Origin of the sequence: Streptomyces sp. NPDC101225 (genome assembly GCF_044767585.1) — a bacterium.
Taxonomy (GTDB): Bacteria; Actinomycetota; Actinomycetes; order Streptomycetales; family Streptomycetaceae; genus Streptomyces.
Genome location: NZ_JBIWOE010000017.1, coordinates 99,083 through 113,733, shown reverse-complemented (window position 1 = coordinate 113,733; position 14,651 = coordinate 99,083). Strand labels below are relative to the sequence as shown.

General features: G+C 71.0%; 14 protein-coding genes. 5 read left to right on the top strand and 9 right to left on the bottom strand.

Going from position 1 to position 14,651, the window contains the following annotated elements; genetic code table 11:
- Positions 1 to 7: 7 nt before the first annotated feature.
- Complete coding sequence (locus ACIRPX_RS23750) at positions 8 to 1,174, bottom strand: citrate synthase/methylcitrate synthase (RefSeq protein WP_404197949.1); 1,167 nt, start codon at positions 1,172 to 1,174, stop codon at positions 8 to 10.
- Between the two features lie 119 nt (positions 1,175 to 1,293).
- Here ACIRPX_RS23750 and ACIRPX_RS23745 point away from each other — a divergent pair, with 119 nt between their 5' ends.
- The 4 genes from ACIRPX_RS23745 (at position 1,294) to ACIRPX_RS23730 (ending at position 6,065) form a co-directional block, all read left to right on the top strand.
- Complete coding sequence (locus tag ACIRPX_RS23745; RefSeq protein ID WP_404197947.1) at positions 1,294 to 2,610, top strand: citrate synthase; 1,317 nt, start codon at positions 1,294 to 1,296, stop codon at positions 2,608 to 2,610.
- A gap of 10 nt (positions 2,611 to 2,620) precedes the next feature.
- A complete protein-coding gene (locus tag ACIRPX_RS23740) occupies positions 2,621 to 3,562 on the top strand; it encodes a sucrase ferredoxin (protein WP_404197944.1) in 942 nt (313 codons plus the stop codon).
- 155 nt (positions 3,563 to 3,717) lie between these two features.
- Positions 3,718 to 5,388, top strand: coding sequence for an ATP-binding protein (locus ACIRPX_RS23735; RefSeq protein ID WP_404197942.1), 1,671 nt, complete (start codon positions 3,718 to 3,720; stop codon positions 5,386 to 5,388).
- Positions 5,385 to 6,065, top strand: coding sequence for a response regulator (locus ACIRPX_RS23730; protein ID WP_404197939.1), 681 nt, complete (start codon positions 5,385 to 5,387; stop codon positions 6,063 to 6,065). Before ACIRPX_RS23735 ends, ACIRPX_RS23730 begins: the two co-directional genes overlap by 4 nt.
- A gap of 54 nt (positions 6,066 to 6,119) precedes the next feature.
- Here ACIRPX_RS23730 and ACIRPX_RS23725 read toward each other — a convergent pair whose 3' ends face one another.
- The 3 genes from ACIRPX_RS23725 to ACIRPX_RS23715 form a co-directional block, all read right to left on the bottom strand.
- Complete coding sequence (locus ACIRPX_RS23725) at positions 6,120 to 7,181, bottom strand: ABC transporter substrate-binding protein (RefSeq protein ID WP_404197936.1); 1,062 nt, start codon at positions 7,179 to 7,181, stop codon at positions 6,120 to 6,122.
- Positions 7,182 to 7,254: 73 nt separating this feature from the next.
- Entirely contained in the window at positions 7,255 to 8,118 is an 864-nt protein-coding gene (locus tag ACIRPX_RS23720; RefSeq protein ID WP_404197933.1) for an ABC transporter permease, read from the bottom strand.
- Positions 8,108 to 8,923, bottom strand: a complete 816-nt coding sequence (locus tag ACIRPX_RS23715) for an ABC transporter ATP-binding protein (protein WP_404197930.1) — start codon at positions 8,921 to 8,923, stop codon at positions 8,108 to 8,110. The genes ACIRPX_RS23720 and ACIRPX_RS23715 overlap by 11 nt, the downstream gene beginning before the upstream one ends.
- A gap of 161 nt (positions 8,924 to 9,084) precedes the next feature.
- Between ACIRPX_RS23715 and ACIRPX_RS23710 the strand changes: the two genes are divergently transcribed.
- Positions 9,085 to 9,777, top strand: a complete 693-nt coding sequence (locus ACIRPX_RS23710; RefSeq protein ID WP_404197928.1) for a response regulator — start codon at positions 9,085 to 9,087, stop codon at positions 9,775 to 9,777.
- A 131-nt stretch (positions 9,778 to 9,908) separates the two neighbouring features.
- Here the strand turns inward: ACIRPX_RS23710 and ACIRPX_RS23705 are convergent, their stop codons facing one another.
- The 5 genes from ACIRPX_RS23705 to ACIRPX_RS23685 all read right to left on the bottom strand — a co-directional run bounded on the left by ACIRPX_RS23705 (position 9,909) and on the right by ACIRPX_RS23685 (position 14,485).
- Positions 9,909 to 11,501 (bottom strand): cation acetate symporter, encoded by a 1,593-nt coding sequence (locus ACIRPX_RS23705; protein ID WP_404197926.1) that lies wholly within the window; start codon positions 11,499 to 11,501, stop codon positions 9,909 to 9,911.
- Positions 11,498 to 12,058: a DUF485 domain-containing protein gene (locus ACIRPX_RS23700; RefSeq protein ID WP_404197923.1), complete on the bottom strand. Its 561-nt coding sequence runs from the start codon at positions 12,056 to 12,058 to the stop codon at positions 11,498 to 11,500. The genes ACIRPX_RS23705 and ACIRPX_RS23700 overlap by 4 nt, the downstream gene beginning before the upstream one ends.
- Before the next feature lie 68 nt (positions 12,059 to 12,126).
- The gene (locus tag ACIRPX_RS23695; RefSeq protein WP_404197921.1) at positions 12,127 to 12,816 is read right to left on the bottom strand and encodes a response regulator; all 690 of its coding nucleotides are present in this window, start codon (positions 12,814 to 12,816) and stop codon (positions 12,127 to 12,129) included.
- Positions 12,813 to 13,964: a sensor histidine kinase gene (locus tag ACIRPX_RS23690; protein ID WP_404197918.1), complete on the bottom strand. Its 1,152-nt coding sequence runs from the start codon at positions 13,962 to 13,964 to the stop codon at positions 12,813 to 12,815. The genes ACIRPX_RS23695 and ACIRPX_RS23690 overlap by 4 nt, the downstream gene beginning before the upstream one ends.
- Positions 13,961 to 14,485 carry a DUF1453 domain-containing protein gene (locus tag ACIRPX_RS23685; protein WP_404197916.1) on the bottom strand — a complete coding sequence of 175 codons (525 nt, stop codon included), beginning with the start codon at positions 14,483 to 14,485 and terminating at the stop codon, positions 13,961 to 13,963. Before ACIRPX_RS23685 ends, ACIRPX_RS23690 begins: the two co-directional genes overlap by 4 nt.
- Between the last annotated feature and the right edge of the window lie 166 nt (positions 14,486 to 14,651).

Genomic DNA, 14,651 nt, shown 5'->3' with positions numbered 1-14,651 from the left:
GTGCGTCTCAGCTCGCTACCGGCACCGCCACCGGCGCCCCCGGCCCCACATATCGGGCCACCGGTCGGATGATCTTCCGGTCCTCCGCCTGTTCCTGGATGTTCGCGCTCCAGCCCACCACCCGCGCCGCGGCGAAGGTCGGGGTGAACATCTCGCGGGGCAGACCGCAGAGTTCCATGACCACGCCCGCGTAGAACTCGACGTTCGTGTGGAGTTCCCGGCCCGGCTTCAGCTCGGCCAGGATCGCCTCCACATGGCGTTCGACCTCCACGGCGAAGTCCACCCGCGGACCCCCGAAGCGCTGCGCCACCTCACGGAGCATGCGGGAGCGCGGGTCCTCGGTGAGGTAGACGGCGTGGCCGAAGCCCATGATGCGGTCACCGGCGAGAACGCGTTCGCGGATCCAGGCGTCGATGCGGTCCGGCGCACCGATCGCGTCCAGCGTGTCCAGCGCACGGCTGGGCGCACCACCGTGCAACGGCCCGGACAGCGCCCCCACGGCCCCCACCAGACACGCGGCCACATCCGCCCCCGTCGACGCGATCACCCGCGCCGTGAAGGTTGACGCATTGAAGCCGTGATCAATGGTTGAGATCAAGTACTGCTCGATCGCCCGCGCCCGCGCGGCATCCGGCTCCGAACCGGTCAGCATGTAGAGGTAGTTGGCCGCGAAGGACAGATCCTCACGCGGCTCCACCGGATCGAGCCCGCGCCCCAGCCGGTACAGCGCCGTGAGCAACGTCGGTACGGCCGCGGCCGCCACCAGCGTGTCCCCGCGCCGCGCACCCGCGTCGATGTCGTACACCGGCCGGAACCCCCGCGCCGCACCGAGCAGCGACAGCGCCGTCCGCATCCCCGCCAGCGGCCCGGCCCCGGCACTCGCCGCCGCGATCGCCGGCAGTGCCGCCCCCACCTCGTCCGGCAGCCTCCGCAGAGCCGCCGTCTCTGCGACGAACCCCGCGCGCCGCCCCGCGTCCGGCAGTTCGCCGTGGACCAGGAGATGCCAGACGTCCTCGAAACAGCGGGTCTGCGCGAGCTCGACGGCCGAGTACTGCCGGTAGTGGTAGAAGCCCTCAAGTCCCCTGACGTCCCCGACCTCGGTGTCGGTGACGACGACACCGGCGAGCCCGCGCGGCACGTCGATCGTGATGGCTTCTGACCTGTTGACGGACATGATTCCTCCCTGGACTTGATTCGACTGTCCATGCTTGACTATTTCTCTGTCAATATTGATTGAATCAATCTCGTCAACAGAACCGATCCACTCATCGTCATGCCGATACGGTGACCCCCATGCGCGATCCAGAGCCCTCCCCCGGTCACGCCGAACGGCGGCTGACCACCAAGGAAGCCGCCGAACTGCTGGGCGTGAAGCCCGAGACCGTGTACGCGTACGTGAGCCGCGGCCAGCTCAGCAGCCGCAGGGTTCCCGGCGGCCGGGGCAGCACCTTCGACGCCGAGGAGGTGGAGAGGCTCGCGAAGCGCAACAGACGTGAGAGCAGCGGCAGTTCACCCTCGGGAGGCGAACTGTCCGTCCGGACCCGGATCACCCTCATCGAGCCGAACGCGTACTACTTCCGAGGCGTCGACGCCACCGAGCTGGCCACGCACCACACCTACGAAGAGGTCGCCGAGTGGCTGTGGACCGGCCGCCTGCGCCCCGGCCGCACGTTCGCCGCACCGGAGGCGTCCGTCACCGTGGCCCGCCGGGCCGTCGACGCACTGCCCGAACACACGGGCCCCACCGACCGGTTGCGGGTCGCGGCGATCGCCGCCGCGGTCGCCGACCCCCTGCGCTTCGACCTCTCCGAGGAAGCCGTACTCGGCACGGCGCGCACCCTCATCCCCACCCTGGTCGCCGCCCTGCCCCCGGCGTCCCGGCGCCGCCGCCTCGACGAGGGTCCGCTGGCCCGCCGCCTGTGGACATGCCTGAGCGGAAAGGAGGCCGACGCGGCCTCGCTGCGCGTGCTCGACACCGCGCTCGCCCTCCTCGTCGACCACGACCTCGCCGCCTCGACCCTCGCGGTGCGCGTCGCCGCCTCGGCCCGGGCGCACGCCTACGCCGCCGTCTCCGCCGGACTCGGCGTGCTCGAAGGGCCGCTCCACGGGGCGGCCAGCGGGCTCGCCCACCGCCTGCTGCTGGACGTGCTCGACGAGGGCGACGCGGCCCCGGTGATCGCGGACGAGCTGCGCGCGGGCCGCCGCATCCCAGGACTCGGCCACCGGCTCTACCCGGGCGAAGACCCGCGCGCGCGTGTGCTGTTCGAGCTCCTGGAGGAGCTCCCCCACGCCGCACCCGCCCTCGCCGCGGCCCGCGACATCGTGGCCACGACCGCCCGCCACACTCCGCTGCACGCCAACGTCGACCTGGCCCTGGCCGTGTTCACCGCGTCCAGCGGCATGCCGGCCACGGCGGGCGAGACGATCTTCGCCGTGGCACGAACGGCGGGCTGGATCGCCCACGCGCTGGAGGAGTACGGCGAACGTCCCCTGCGCATGCGGCCCAGCGGTCACTACGTCGGCCCGACGCCGCCTCAGCCCCTGCCCCGGTCGCTGCCGGAACCGGACACGGAGACCGCCGAAAAGCCGCTGAGCAACAACTCAGGTTAGGCTCACCTCCGTGAGTACGTGCTCAACCGTCTCCCGGGAGCTCGACGAGCCGATCGCGGGCACCGCGGCCACCGCGAGGACCTGGCTGCTGCTGGAGCAGCCGGGCCCCTGGGGCGCCAAGGCGCTCACCTCGAGCCATCTCGATCCGGCACTCGGCCGCGCGCTGGAGGCGGCCTCGGAGGGCACGGGTGTGCGCATCGCCCTGATCCGGCGCCCCGGCCGCCACGCCGACTGCGGCACGCCCGCCGCCCGGCAGGTCTACGCGGCCCACACCGCCCCTGGCAACGCGTGGCTGCGCTCCGCCGTGACCGACGATCCGCGCGCGCTGCTCGACCTCGACCTCGCCGCGCTCGGCAGGGGCGAGCACCGGTCCTTCGACACGGCGCTCGGGGCGCGTCCCCACACGGGTGACCCGCTCGCCCTCGTCTGCACCAACGGCAAGCGCGACCGCTGCTGTGCCCTGCTGGGCCGACCCCTCGCCTCCGAGCTCACCGCCTCCGGTGTGGAGGGCGTCTGGGAGGTCACTCATCTGGGTGGCCATCGCTTCTCGCCCACGCTGCTCGTGCTGCCGTACGGCTACGCCTACGGCCGCGCCCGGGCGCACGCCGTCAAGGAAGTCCTGAGCTGTGCCCGGGAGGGGCGAATCGTGGTGGAGGGGTGCCGCGGCAGCAGCGCCTGGGAGCGGCCCGCTCAGGCGGCCGAGCTCGCTGTGCGCTCGGCCGCGCACGAGTACGGCGCGGACGCCCTGCGGGTCGCGGCGACGAGCGGAACCGCACCGCGCTGGCGGGTGGTCGTCGCGCACGTGGACGGACGCCGGTGGTCCGTCGAGGTGGTCCAGGGCACGTCCCTCCCACCCCGCCCGGAGAGCTGCGGTACGGCGATCCTGGGATCGCCCGCCCGCATGGAGGTCGTGGCGGTGCATGAGCTGAGGACCCCCGCACTCGCCGGCTGAGGACCGCCGCACCGACCGTTTGACACGTTTGCCCTCGTCGATCAATGCGAATCGACGCCGATCAACGCTCCGACCCTGCGGCGCTCAGCATTGATCAAGAGATACATGCCACACCCTCTACGGCAGTTCCGGCCGCTCCACGTACCGTCGTGGCCATGAGCCCCTCTGCCCCCGCACGCCGGCTGCGTCTCGGTCTGCCCAAACGGGTGTTCTCGCAGGTACTGCTGATGCAGTTGGTGATCGCCGCGGGGGTCGCGGTGCTCGTGACGGGGCTGTTCCTCGCCCCGCTGAGCAAGCAGCTGGACCAGGAGGCGATGCGCCGCGCCCTGGCCATCGCGGAGACCACGGCCCAGAACCCGCAGATCGCCAAGGGCGTGCAGACCACCTCGCCGACGCGGAACGGCCCCGTGCAGAAGGAGGCCGAGCGGATCCGGCGAGCCACGCACGCCGAGTACATCGTGGTGCTGAACCGGAATTGGATCCGCTGGTCGCATCCCACCCTGAACGAGATCGGCCACCAGGTCTCCACCAGCCCCCGCGAGGCCCTGGACGGCAAGGAGGTCATGGAGATCGACCGGGGCACCCTGGGCCGCTCGGCCCGCGGCAAGGTGCCCCTCAGGGACTCCCACGGCCAGATCATCGGAGCGGTCTCGGTCGGGATCAAGTACGACAGCGTACGGGCCGAGTTCGTCGGCGCGATCCCGGAACTGCTCGCCTACGCCGGCGGCGCCCTGGCCGTCGGCGCACTGGCCGCCTGGCTGATCTCGCGACGGGTCCAGCGCCAGACACGTGACCTGGCCTTCTCGGACATATCGGCGCTGCTCGCGGAGCGCGAGGCGATGCTGCACGGCATCCGGGAGGGCGTCGTCGCCCTGGACCGCTCAGGCCGCGTCCGCCTCCTCAACGACGAGGCGCACCGCCTGCTGGGCATCGACGACGAGGCCGTCGGCCGATCCCCCGAGGAGGCACTCGGCGAGGGGAGGACGGCCGACATCCTGGGCGGCCGGGTGACGGGCACCGACCTGCTGACCGTCCGCGGTCAGCGCGTGCTCGTCGCCAACCGCATGCCCACGGACGACGGCGGCGCGGTGGCCACCCTGCGCGACCGCACCGAACTGGAGCAGCTGGGCCGGGAACTCGACTCCACGCGCGGCCTGATCGACGCCCTGCGCGCCCAGGACCACGAGCACGCCAACCGCATGCACACACTCCTCGGGCTGCTCGAACTTGAGATGTACGACGACGCCGTGGAGTTCGTCGGCGAGGTGGTCGGCGACCGCCGGACCACCGCGGAGCAGGTCACGGAGAAGATCCACGACCCGCTGCTCGCCGCCCTGTTGGTGGGCAAGGCGACGGTCGCGGCCGAACGGGGGGTCGCCCTGTGGGTGTCCGACCGGACCTGGCTCCCGAACCGGCTGATCGATCCCCGCGGGCTCGTCACCGTCGTCGGGAACCTGGTCGACAACGCGCTGGACGCCGTCGCGGGCACCCTCCACGCGCGCGTGGAGATCGAGTTGCGCGCCGAAGGGCATACGGCCGTCCTCAGGGTGCGCGACACCGGGCCCGGGATCCCGGCGGAACAACGCGAACTGGTCTTCACCGACGGATGGTCCACGAAGGAGCAGCCGGCCCACCGCAAGCGCGGCATCGGGCTCTCCCTGGTGCGCAGGCTCGCGGAGCGGCAGGGCGGCAGTGCCTCGGTCGGCGAGGCGAACGGCGGCGGAGCGGAGTTCACGGTGGTCCTGCCGGAGGCGCTCACCGACCGCGCGCCCGAACCGGCCCTGACCGCGCCTTTGGAGGCTTCCGCCGAGGAGGAGTCGCGATGATCGAGGTCCTGGTCGTGGACGACGACACGCGAGTCGCGGCCGTCAACGCCGCCTATGTCGAGAAGGTGGCGGGCTTCCACGTCGCCGGCGAGGCGCACAGCGCCGCCGAGGCGCTGCGTCAGCTGGAGACGCTGCCCCGTCTCGACCTGGTCCTCATGGACCACTACCTGCCGGACGAGACGGGACTGGCGGTGGTCCGGGAGATGCGCCGCCGCGGTCACCAGAACGATGTGATCATGGTGACGGCGGCCCGGGACATGGCGACCGTGCAGGCCGCGATGCGGCACGGCGCGCTCCAGTACCTGGTCAAGCCGTTCGGCTTCGGCGGGCTGCGCACCAAACTGGAGGCGTACGCGAAGCTGCGGCGCACGCTCGACGGCGGGGGTGAGGCCGAGCAGGCCGAGGTGGACCGCATCTTCGGCGCCCTGTCGGCCGCTTCGGAGCCGGGACTGCCCAAGGGCCACTCCCCCACCACCGCGGAGCTGGTGCGCCAGTCGCTGATGAGCGCCGACGGCCCGCTGTCGGCGCAGGACATCGCCGAGCGGACCGGGGTGAGCCGCCAGACCGCCCAGCGCTATCTGAAGCTCCTGGAGCGCACCGGACGGGCCCTGCTGACCCTGAAATACGGCGACGCGGGCCGCCCTGAACACCGTTACGTGTGGGCGGCCCGCGCCTGAGGGCACGGCCTGTGGGGGCGGGGGAAGGGGCCGTACCCCTTGGTGGATACGGATTCAGCCCTTGGTCTTCTCCACGAACTCGGTGGTGAACGTCTTGCTCAGGTCCACCTTGGCGTTCTTGATGTTGGGGTTGAACGCCTTGAGCACCTTCTCGACCGTCTCGGGGCCGTCCTCGGGCATGACGCCGTCCTTGGTGAACATCGGCAGGGTGCTCTCGATGGCGGCGGCGTAGAGGAGCTTGTTGCCCTGGGAGTAGTCGGCGGGCATCTTGGCCGCGATCTGCGACGAGCTGTGGGTGGACATCCACTTGAGCGTCTTGACGAATGCATTGGCCAACTTCTGGACGGTGTCCTTGTGGCTGTTGACCCAGTCCGTCTGCATGTACAGGCTTGACGACGGGTAGGGACCGCCGAGCGCCTCCTGGGAGCCCTCCGGGGTCCGCATGTCGAGCAGGACCTTGCCCGCCTTCTTGTCCAGGATCGTGGCGACGGTCGGGTCGGTCGTCATGCCGCCGTCGATGGAGCCCTTCTGGAGCGCCGAGATGAAGGTCGGGCCCGCTCCGACGGCGACCGGTGTGAACTCGTTGACGTTCACGCCGTTCTTGACGGCGAGGTACTTGGTGAGGAAGTCGGTCGACGACCCGAGACCGGTGATGCCGAGCTTCTTGCCCTTGAAGTCCTTGGGTGACGTGATGTCACCCTTCGCCTTGTCGGAGACGATCTCCACCTCGCCGGGCGCGTGCGAGAACTGCACCACGGACTCGACGGACTTGCCCTTGGTCTGCAGGTCCAGGGTGTGGTCGTAGAAGCCGACGGCCCCCTGGACCTGTCCGGAGACGAGCGCGGTCTCGGCCTGGACACCGGCCGGCTCGCTCAGCAGTTCCACGTCGAGGCCCTCGGCGTCGAAGTAGCCGAGTCGCTGGGTGAGCATCGCCGGCAGGTAGATGACCTTGTCCAGGCCGCCGACCATGATCTTGACCTTCGTGCCCTTGCCGTCCCCCTTGCTGCCGGAGCCGGCGGAGGCGGTGCTGGCCGCGTCGTTGGCACAGGCGGTGAGGGAGGAGACGGCGAGCAGGCCGGCGGCGGCCAGGGTGGCGTATCTGACGGACTTGCGCATGGCGGTTCACGTCCTTGTGAGAGGGCGGTGCGGAGAGAGAAGTGGGGGGGAATCGGGGGCCTGGGGGGCCGGTTCAGCTGTCGGAACTGGCCGGCTTCCAGCGGAAGATGCGGCGCTCGGCGAAGGTCAGCAGCCCCTCGGCGGCGAGTGCCACGACGGCGAGGATGACCATCGCCGCGTACACGCCGGCCGTGTTGAAGGTGCCCTGCGACTGCGCGATGAGCAGGCCGACACCCTTGGTCGCGCCGATGTACTCGCCGACGATGGCGCCGATCAGGGCGAAGCCGAAGCTGACGTGGAGGCTGGTGAAGATCCACGAGGTGGCGGAGGGGATGACCACCTGGAGCGTCACCCGCCGGTTGCTCGCGCCGAGGATCCGGGCGTTGGCGACAAGGTTGCGGTCGACCTCGCGGGCGCCCTGGAAGGCGTTGAAGAAGACCGGGAAGAAGACCAGGACGACGGCCGACGCGACCTTGGAGGCCGGGCCGAGCCCGAACCAGATCACGAAGATCGGCGCGAGGACGATCCTGGGTATCGAGTTGAGCACCTTGATGTATGGACCAAGGACATCGGCGAGGAAGGTGATCCGCCCGAGAACGATGCCGAACACGACACCGGCGATCACACCGAGCACCCAGCCGAGCAGCGCCTCGTAGAGCGTGTACCAGATCTGCTCGCCGAGGGAGCCGATGGCCGTCCCGTGCGTCAGCCAGGTCCAGATCTGGTCCCAGATCTTCGACGGCATCGAGAAGTTGAACGGGTCGATGACCTTGGCCCGGGAGAGGAGTTCCCACAGCCCGAGGACGGCGATCAGGAGCAGGACGCGGGCGGCCGTGACGACGATCTTGCGTTTACGGGCGGCACGCGCGCGTGTCTGTGAGCGGTCGGGTGCCTTGGCCGTGTCGACGACCGGCGTGCTGAGAACCTCAGGCGACATGGGCGGCACCCCTCTCACGGGTGATCCGGACCTCTTCGCCCAGGGACTCCCAGATCTCGCGGTAGATCTCGATGAAACGCGGTTCGAGGCGCACGGACTCGACCTTGCGCGGCCGCGGGAGGTCGATGTCGAAGACCTGCTTGACGGTGGCGGGACCGGCCGTCATCACGACGACCTTGTCGGCCAGCGCGATCGACTCCTCCAGGTCGTGCGTGACGAAGACGACGGAGGCGCCCGTGCCCGACCACAGTTCCAGCAGCTCGTCCGACATCAGGGCCCGGGTCTGCACGTCGAGCGCCGAGAACGGCTCGTCCATCAGCAGGATCTCGGGGTCGTTGACGAAGGTCGCGGCGAGCGCCACACGCTTGCGCTGGCCGCCGGAGAGCTGGTGCGGGTAGCGGTCCTCGAAGGCCGCGAGCCCGACCCGGGCCAGCCACTCGCGCGCCTTCTGCTTCGCCTCCGCCTTGGGCACACCGCGAAAACGCGGGCCCGCCATGACGTTGGACAGCACCGTGCGCCACGGGAAGGTGGCGTCCTGCTGGAAGACGAAACCGACCTTGTCGCCCACGCCCTCGACCGGCTGCCCGGCGACCAGCACGTCGCCCTCGGTCGGCTCCTCCAACCCGCTGACGAGGGTCAGCGTGGTCGACTTGCCGCATCCCGTGGGGCCGACGACCGCCACGAACTCGCCGCGCCCGACCGTGAGGTCCAGCTCCCTGACGGCCGTGTGCAGACCCCCCGACGGGGTCTTGAAGATCTTGCTCGCGCCCCGTAGCTGGATGGCGGGGCTGGTGTCTGCGCTCATGGCCGTGGACGGTAGATGTGGCCCGCACCACAGCAGCAGTCTTGTGGGCGCATGCAGTTCTTTTGCTTGCAACAGACTGTTGTGCTCATTTTGCTCGCGCTAGAACTGCGGAGCCGAAACACGGGCGAAACGTTCGCCAGGCCTTGACGGAAAGAGGCCCGATGATTGACGTCCTGGTCGTGGACGACGACTTCCGCGTCGCTGAGATAAACGCCAAGTACGTGGGAAAGGTTCCCGGCTTCCGGGTGGCCGACCGCGCACACAATGCTGGTCAGGCGCTTGCGAGCGTGCAGCGCGGAGGCATCGACCTGGTTCTGCTCGACCACTACCTGCCCGACCGGACGGGGCTCGAACTCGTCCACCGCATGCGGGAGCAGGGGCACGGCACGGACGTCATCATGATCACGGCGGCCAGCGACGTGGGCACCGTGCAGGCCGCGATGCGCCTCGGCGCCCTGCACTATCTGGTCAAGCCGTTCACCTTCGCCGCCCTGCGCACCCGTCTCGACTCCTACGCCGCCCTGCGCCGCACGGTCGACCGGGTCGGCGGGCGCGGTATCGCCGGCCAGGACCAGGTGGACCGGATCTTCGGCGCGCTGCGCACCGCTCCGGCCACGTCGTCACCGAGCCTGCCCAGCGGCCACACCGAACCGACAAGCGACCTGATCTGCCACGTCCTGCACCACGCCGACCACCCGCTCTCGGCGCACGAGGTGGCCGCGGAGACAGGGCTGAGCCGCTCCACGGCCCAGCGTTATCTCCGCCACCTCGAACAGGCCGGCCGCCTGCGCCTCTCCCTCAAGTACGGCGACACCGGCAGACCGGAGCACCTCTACGCCTGGGTGGCGCCGTAGCCCGGACGCCGCACGGCGCGCCGTACGAGGCCGAGGCATGCGCCGCGTACGGCGACGAGCCATGTCGTACGGCGACGAGCCGCGCCGTACGACGGCGACCCGTACCGCACGGCGGCGCCGAACAGTCCTTCCTACGCGGCCCCCGCCCCGGTCAGCGACCGCACCTCGGTCTCCGCGTGCTTGGCCTCGTCCGGGGTCTCGGAGGAGGTGACCGTTCCGAGCCAGCCCGCGAGGAAACCCGCCGGGATCGACACGAGGCCGGGGTTCTGGAGCGGGAAGTACTGGAAGTCGACGCCGGGGAACAGCGATGCGGGACTGCCGGAGACCACCGGCGACAGCACGACGAGGACCAGTGCGGGGATCAGCCCGCCGTAGACGGCCCACACCGCGCCGCGCGTGGTGAACCCGCGCCAGAACAGCGAGTAGAGCAGTGCGGGGAGGTTCGCCGACGCGGCGACCGCGAAGGCGAGGCCGACCAGGAAGGCGACGTTGAGGTCACGGGCCAGCAGGCTGAGGGCGATGGAGACCACGCCGATGCCCACCGAGGCGACGCGGGCGACGGCCACCTCGCTGCGCTGCTTCGCTCGGCGGCGCCGCAGGGACGCGTACAGGTCGTGGGCCACGGATGCCGAGGAGGCGAGCGTGATGCCGGCGACCACCGCGAGGATCGTGGCGAAGGCGACGGCGGCGACGACGGCGAACAGAACCGTTCCACCGGTGGAGTCGGCTCCGCCGCCCAGATCGAGCGCGAGGAGCGGGATGGCCGTGTTCCCCGCCGCGTTCGCCCCGCGGATCGCCTCGGGGCCGACGACCGCCGCCGCTCCGAAGCCGAGGACGAACGTCATCAGGTAGAAACCGCCGATGAGCCCGATCGCCCAGAGCACCGAACGCCGTGCCGCCCGGGCGGTGGGCACGGTGTAGAAGCGGGACAGGATGTGCGGCAGCCCGGCCGTGCCCAGCACCAGGGCGAGGCCGAGGCTGATGAAGTCGAAGCGGGAGGTCCAGTCACCGCCGTACCTCAGCCCCGGCGCGAGGAACGCGTCGCCATGGCCGCTGCGTTCGGCTGCCGTCAGCAGCAGCCGGTCGAGGTCGCCGTGGAACCGCAGCAGGACGAGCACGGTCAGCGCGACCGTACCGGCCAGCAGCAGGACCGCCTTGACGATCTGGATCCAGGTGGTGGCCCGCATCCCGCCCAGCGACACATAGATCACCATGAGCGCGCCGACTCCGATCACGGTCCAGGCCCGCGCCACCGGACTCGTCCCTCCGAGCAGGAGCGCGACCAGGCTCCCCGCCCCGACCATCTGCGCCACCAGGTAGAGAACGGAGACGGTGACCGAGGACGTTCCCGTCGCGATCCGCACGGGCCGCTCGCTCATCCGGGCCGCGACCACGTCCGCCAGGGTGAACCGGCCGCAGTTGCGCACCAGTTCGGCGACGAGGAAGAGCACGACGAGCCAGGCGACCTGGAATCCGACCGCGTACAGCAGACCGTCGTAACCGAACAGCGCGATGAGTCCCGTCAGGCCGAGGAAGGAGGCCGCCGACATGTAGTCACCCGCAATGGCAAAACCATTCTCCATGGGCGAGAAGAGACGCCCGCCCGCGTAGAACTCCTCCGCGGAACCCTGCCGGTTGCGACCGACCCAGGTGGTGATCGCCAACGTGACGGCGATGAAGGCGCTGAACAGGAACAATGCCAGTGTCTGATGATGGCCCGTCACGACATCCCGCCCTGCGTGCCGCGCGTCAGCTCCTGTGTGTCCCACCGCAGTTCGAGTGCGGCCCGGTCCCTGCGCAGGCGCGCGTGCCGGGCGTATGCCCAGGCGAACAGGAACGTAGTGAGGAACTGCCCGAGCCCCGCGAGCATCGCCACGTTCACGGAGCCGGCCACGGGGCGCGCCATCAGCCCGGGGGCGCTCGTGGCCGTCACGACGTACCCCACGTACCAGACGAAGAACACGGCGACGCCCGGCACCACGAACCTGCGGTAGGCGCCGCGCACCTCCTGGAACGCCGCGCTGCGCTGCACCTCGAGGTAGATGCCGGCCGCGGTCTCGCCCTCGCTCGGGCGGGACGCGGGAACGTCCTTCGGCCCCGGGGCCGGCCCGCCGGAGGCGTCCGACTCACCCCATCCGGAGGCGAGTGCGTCGTACCAGGGGTCGTCGTACCTCACGCCCCCGGACGCCTCGGCGGGCGAAGGGCCGGACCTCTCGTGGTGCTCGGCCGAACCATGGGTGCCACCCCCGCCTGCGCGGGGACGGCTGTTGCTTGACTGCATGCCCAAGGATGGACAGAACGGGAAGATCCCCGACTCTTCTCCCCATGCTCTTCACCCCATCAGGTGACTCACCTCGCCGGCGGTCTCGCCAGCCCTTTCGCATACGCGTAACGCACGGCCTGCGCACGGTCCTTGAGCCCCGTCTTCGCGAAGAGGTTGTTGATGTGGGTCTTGACCGTCGCGGTCGAGACGTGCAGCTTGCGGGCGATCTCCTGGTTGCTGAGGCCCTCGGCGATCAGCAGCAGCACCTCGGTCTCGCGCGCGGTGAGCCCGTCCGGCGGCTCGGTCGCGGTCACCGGCCGGACCTCCGCCTCCGGGGCCGACAACCGCTCCAGCAGGCGCCGTTGGATGCTCGGCGACAGCCCCGCGTCCCCGGACAGCACGCTGTGCACGGCCCGTACGATCTCGTCGCCGCCCGCGTCCTTGGTGAGATAGCCCCGGGCACCCGCCCGCAACGCCGGGAACAAGGAGTCGTCGTCCGCGTACGTCGTGAGCACCACGACCTGCGTGCCGGGGTGCTCGGCGCGGATCCGCCGGGTCGCCTGCACGCCGTCGCAGCGGGGCATCCGCAGGTCCATCAGCACCACGTCCGGCGCGAGTTCGGCGACGAGCCGCACCGCCTCGTCCCCGTCCCCCGCCGCGCCGACCACCTCGATCCCGGGCAGCAGGCCTAGCAGCATCACGATCCCCTCACGCACGACCGTCTGGTCGTCCGCGACCACCACCCGCGCAGGCCGCTTCCCGGCCTCTTCCGTCATGCGGGCACCTTCAACGTCACCACGAACCCCTCCTCGTCCGGCCCGGCCTCCAGCGAGCCGCCCAGCAGCTCGGCGCGCTCCCGCATGCCGAGCAGACCGTATCCGGCACCCGCACCGGTGAGTTCGCCCGGCGAGCCGCCGGAGTCCCGTACGTCCAGCGTGATGTGCCCGTCGCTGTAGTCGAGCCGCACCTGCACCTTGGCCCCCGGCGCATGCTTGCGGACGTTCGTCAGGGCTTCCTGCGCGACCCTGCGCACGGCCTGCGACGCCTCGGCGGGCAGCTGTCTGCGCTCACCCGTAATGGTGACCTCGGCACCCGACGTCGTACCGGCGAGCTGCGAGAGGAACTCCTCCAGCGGGGTCAGCTCGCCGCGCAGCGCGGACAGCGCCTGCCGTGTCTCGTCCAGTCCGTCGCGCGCCATGCCCCGTGCCGCCACCACCCGCTCCAGGATCTGCTCCCGGCCGACACCCCGCTCGATCAGGAGGCGGGCCGCCTCCAGGTGCACCAGCTGGGCGGAGAGGCTGTGCGCCAGCACGTCGTGGATCTCCCGTGCGATCCGGGCCCGCTCGGCCAGCGCCGCCGACTCCTTCTCGGCCGCCCGCGCGGCCCGCTCCTGGGCGAGCAGCCTCTGGGCGCTGCCGCGCGCCTCGGCGTCGAGCCGCAGCACGTACCCGGCGAGGGCGAGGCCTCCTGCGGTGGCCGCCGTGGTCAGCCATACGTCGTTGCTCACCGCGGCGTACGAGGACAGCGCGACGGAGGCCGTCGGCAGGGCGGCCGCCAGCGGCAGCCGCTCGAGCGCGGTGACGGCACAGCCGCACCACAGGACGAGGGCGGGCCCCTGGAACCCCCCGGCCTGGGCCGCCACGGCCAGCCCCAGCAGCAGGAGCATGCAGGCCAGGGACGGCCACAGCCTGTGCTGCAGGGTGGTGCGGTAGAAGGCCCAGGCGAGGAGCGCCGCGACGACCACGCCCACCCCGCCGGCGACCAGTACCCAGCCGTGCACCCTGCCGCTGTGGAACGCGGCCCACAGCAAGAAGCCGAGGGCGGCCAGCCGCACGGCCCAGGCGATCAGGCGCCGGGGCCGTGAGGTGCCCGCTCGCCCCAGTGCCTCCCGTGAGGGCCAGCGTGTCCAAACGTTCTCCGTCACACACGCTCCTTCCGTGCGGAGCGGACCGTGGGGTCACCGTACGCCGCGGTGGAACCCGCGGCCGGGGCGACGGCCTGGGCCCGCCACATGAGGATTCCCGAGCGGACCAGGAGGGTGGCCGCGAGGGCGACGAGCAGAGCGGCGCTGTCCTGGTGCACGCCCACGGCGGCACCGAGTGCGTAGAGACCGACGCGCAGGGCGATGCCGATGATCCAGACGGTCACGCTCGCCTTGGTGCTCCTGCTCCATACCGAGCCGTCGGGCCGCGTCCATATCCGGGTGGTCCAGGCCCAGCCGGCTCCGGTGGCGAGGCCGATGAGCAGCTCGGCGCCGAGCAGGACGGCCGAGGCGGTGCGGTGATGGGCGTCCAGGATGCCGGGCTCGCGCAGCGCGACGACGCCGAGGATCAGGGGCACGAGCCACCAGCGCCTCCCGGCGCCTATCTGCTGCGCGCGGAACTGCCGGACGATCACCAGGACGACCACGCCCACGATCATCAGCGCGTTGACGAGCCCGGACATCGATGCCTCCGTGAGCGATGAAGGATGCGCGGCAGCGAGTGCTGCCGACGCCTTCGACGCTACGGAGATCCGCAGGTCAGCACATCGGAGCCAGGGTGGATCGCGGGTGGAACCGGCAGGTGGCGTCGGCTCCACCCACGGGTGGAGCCGACGTACGGCACCGCTG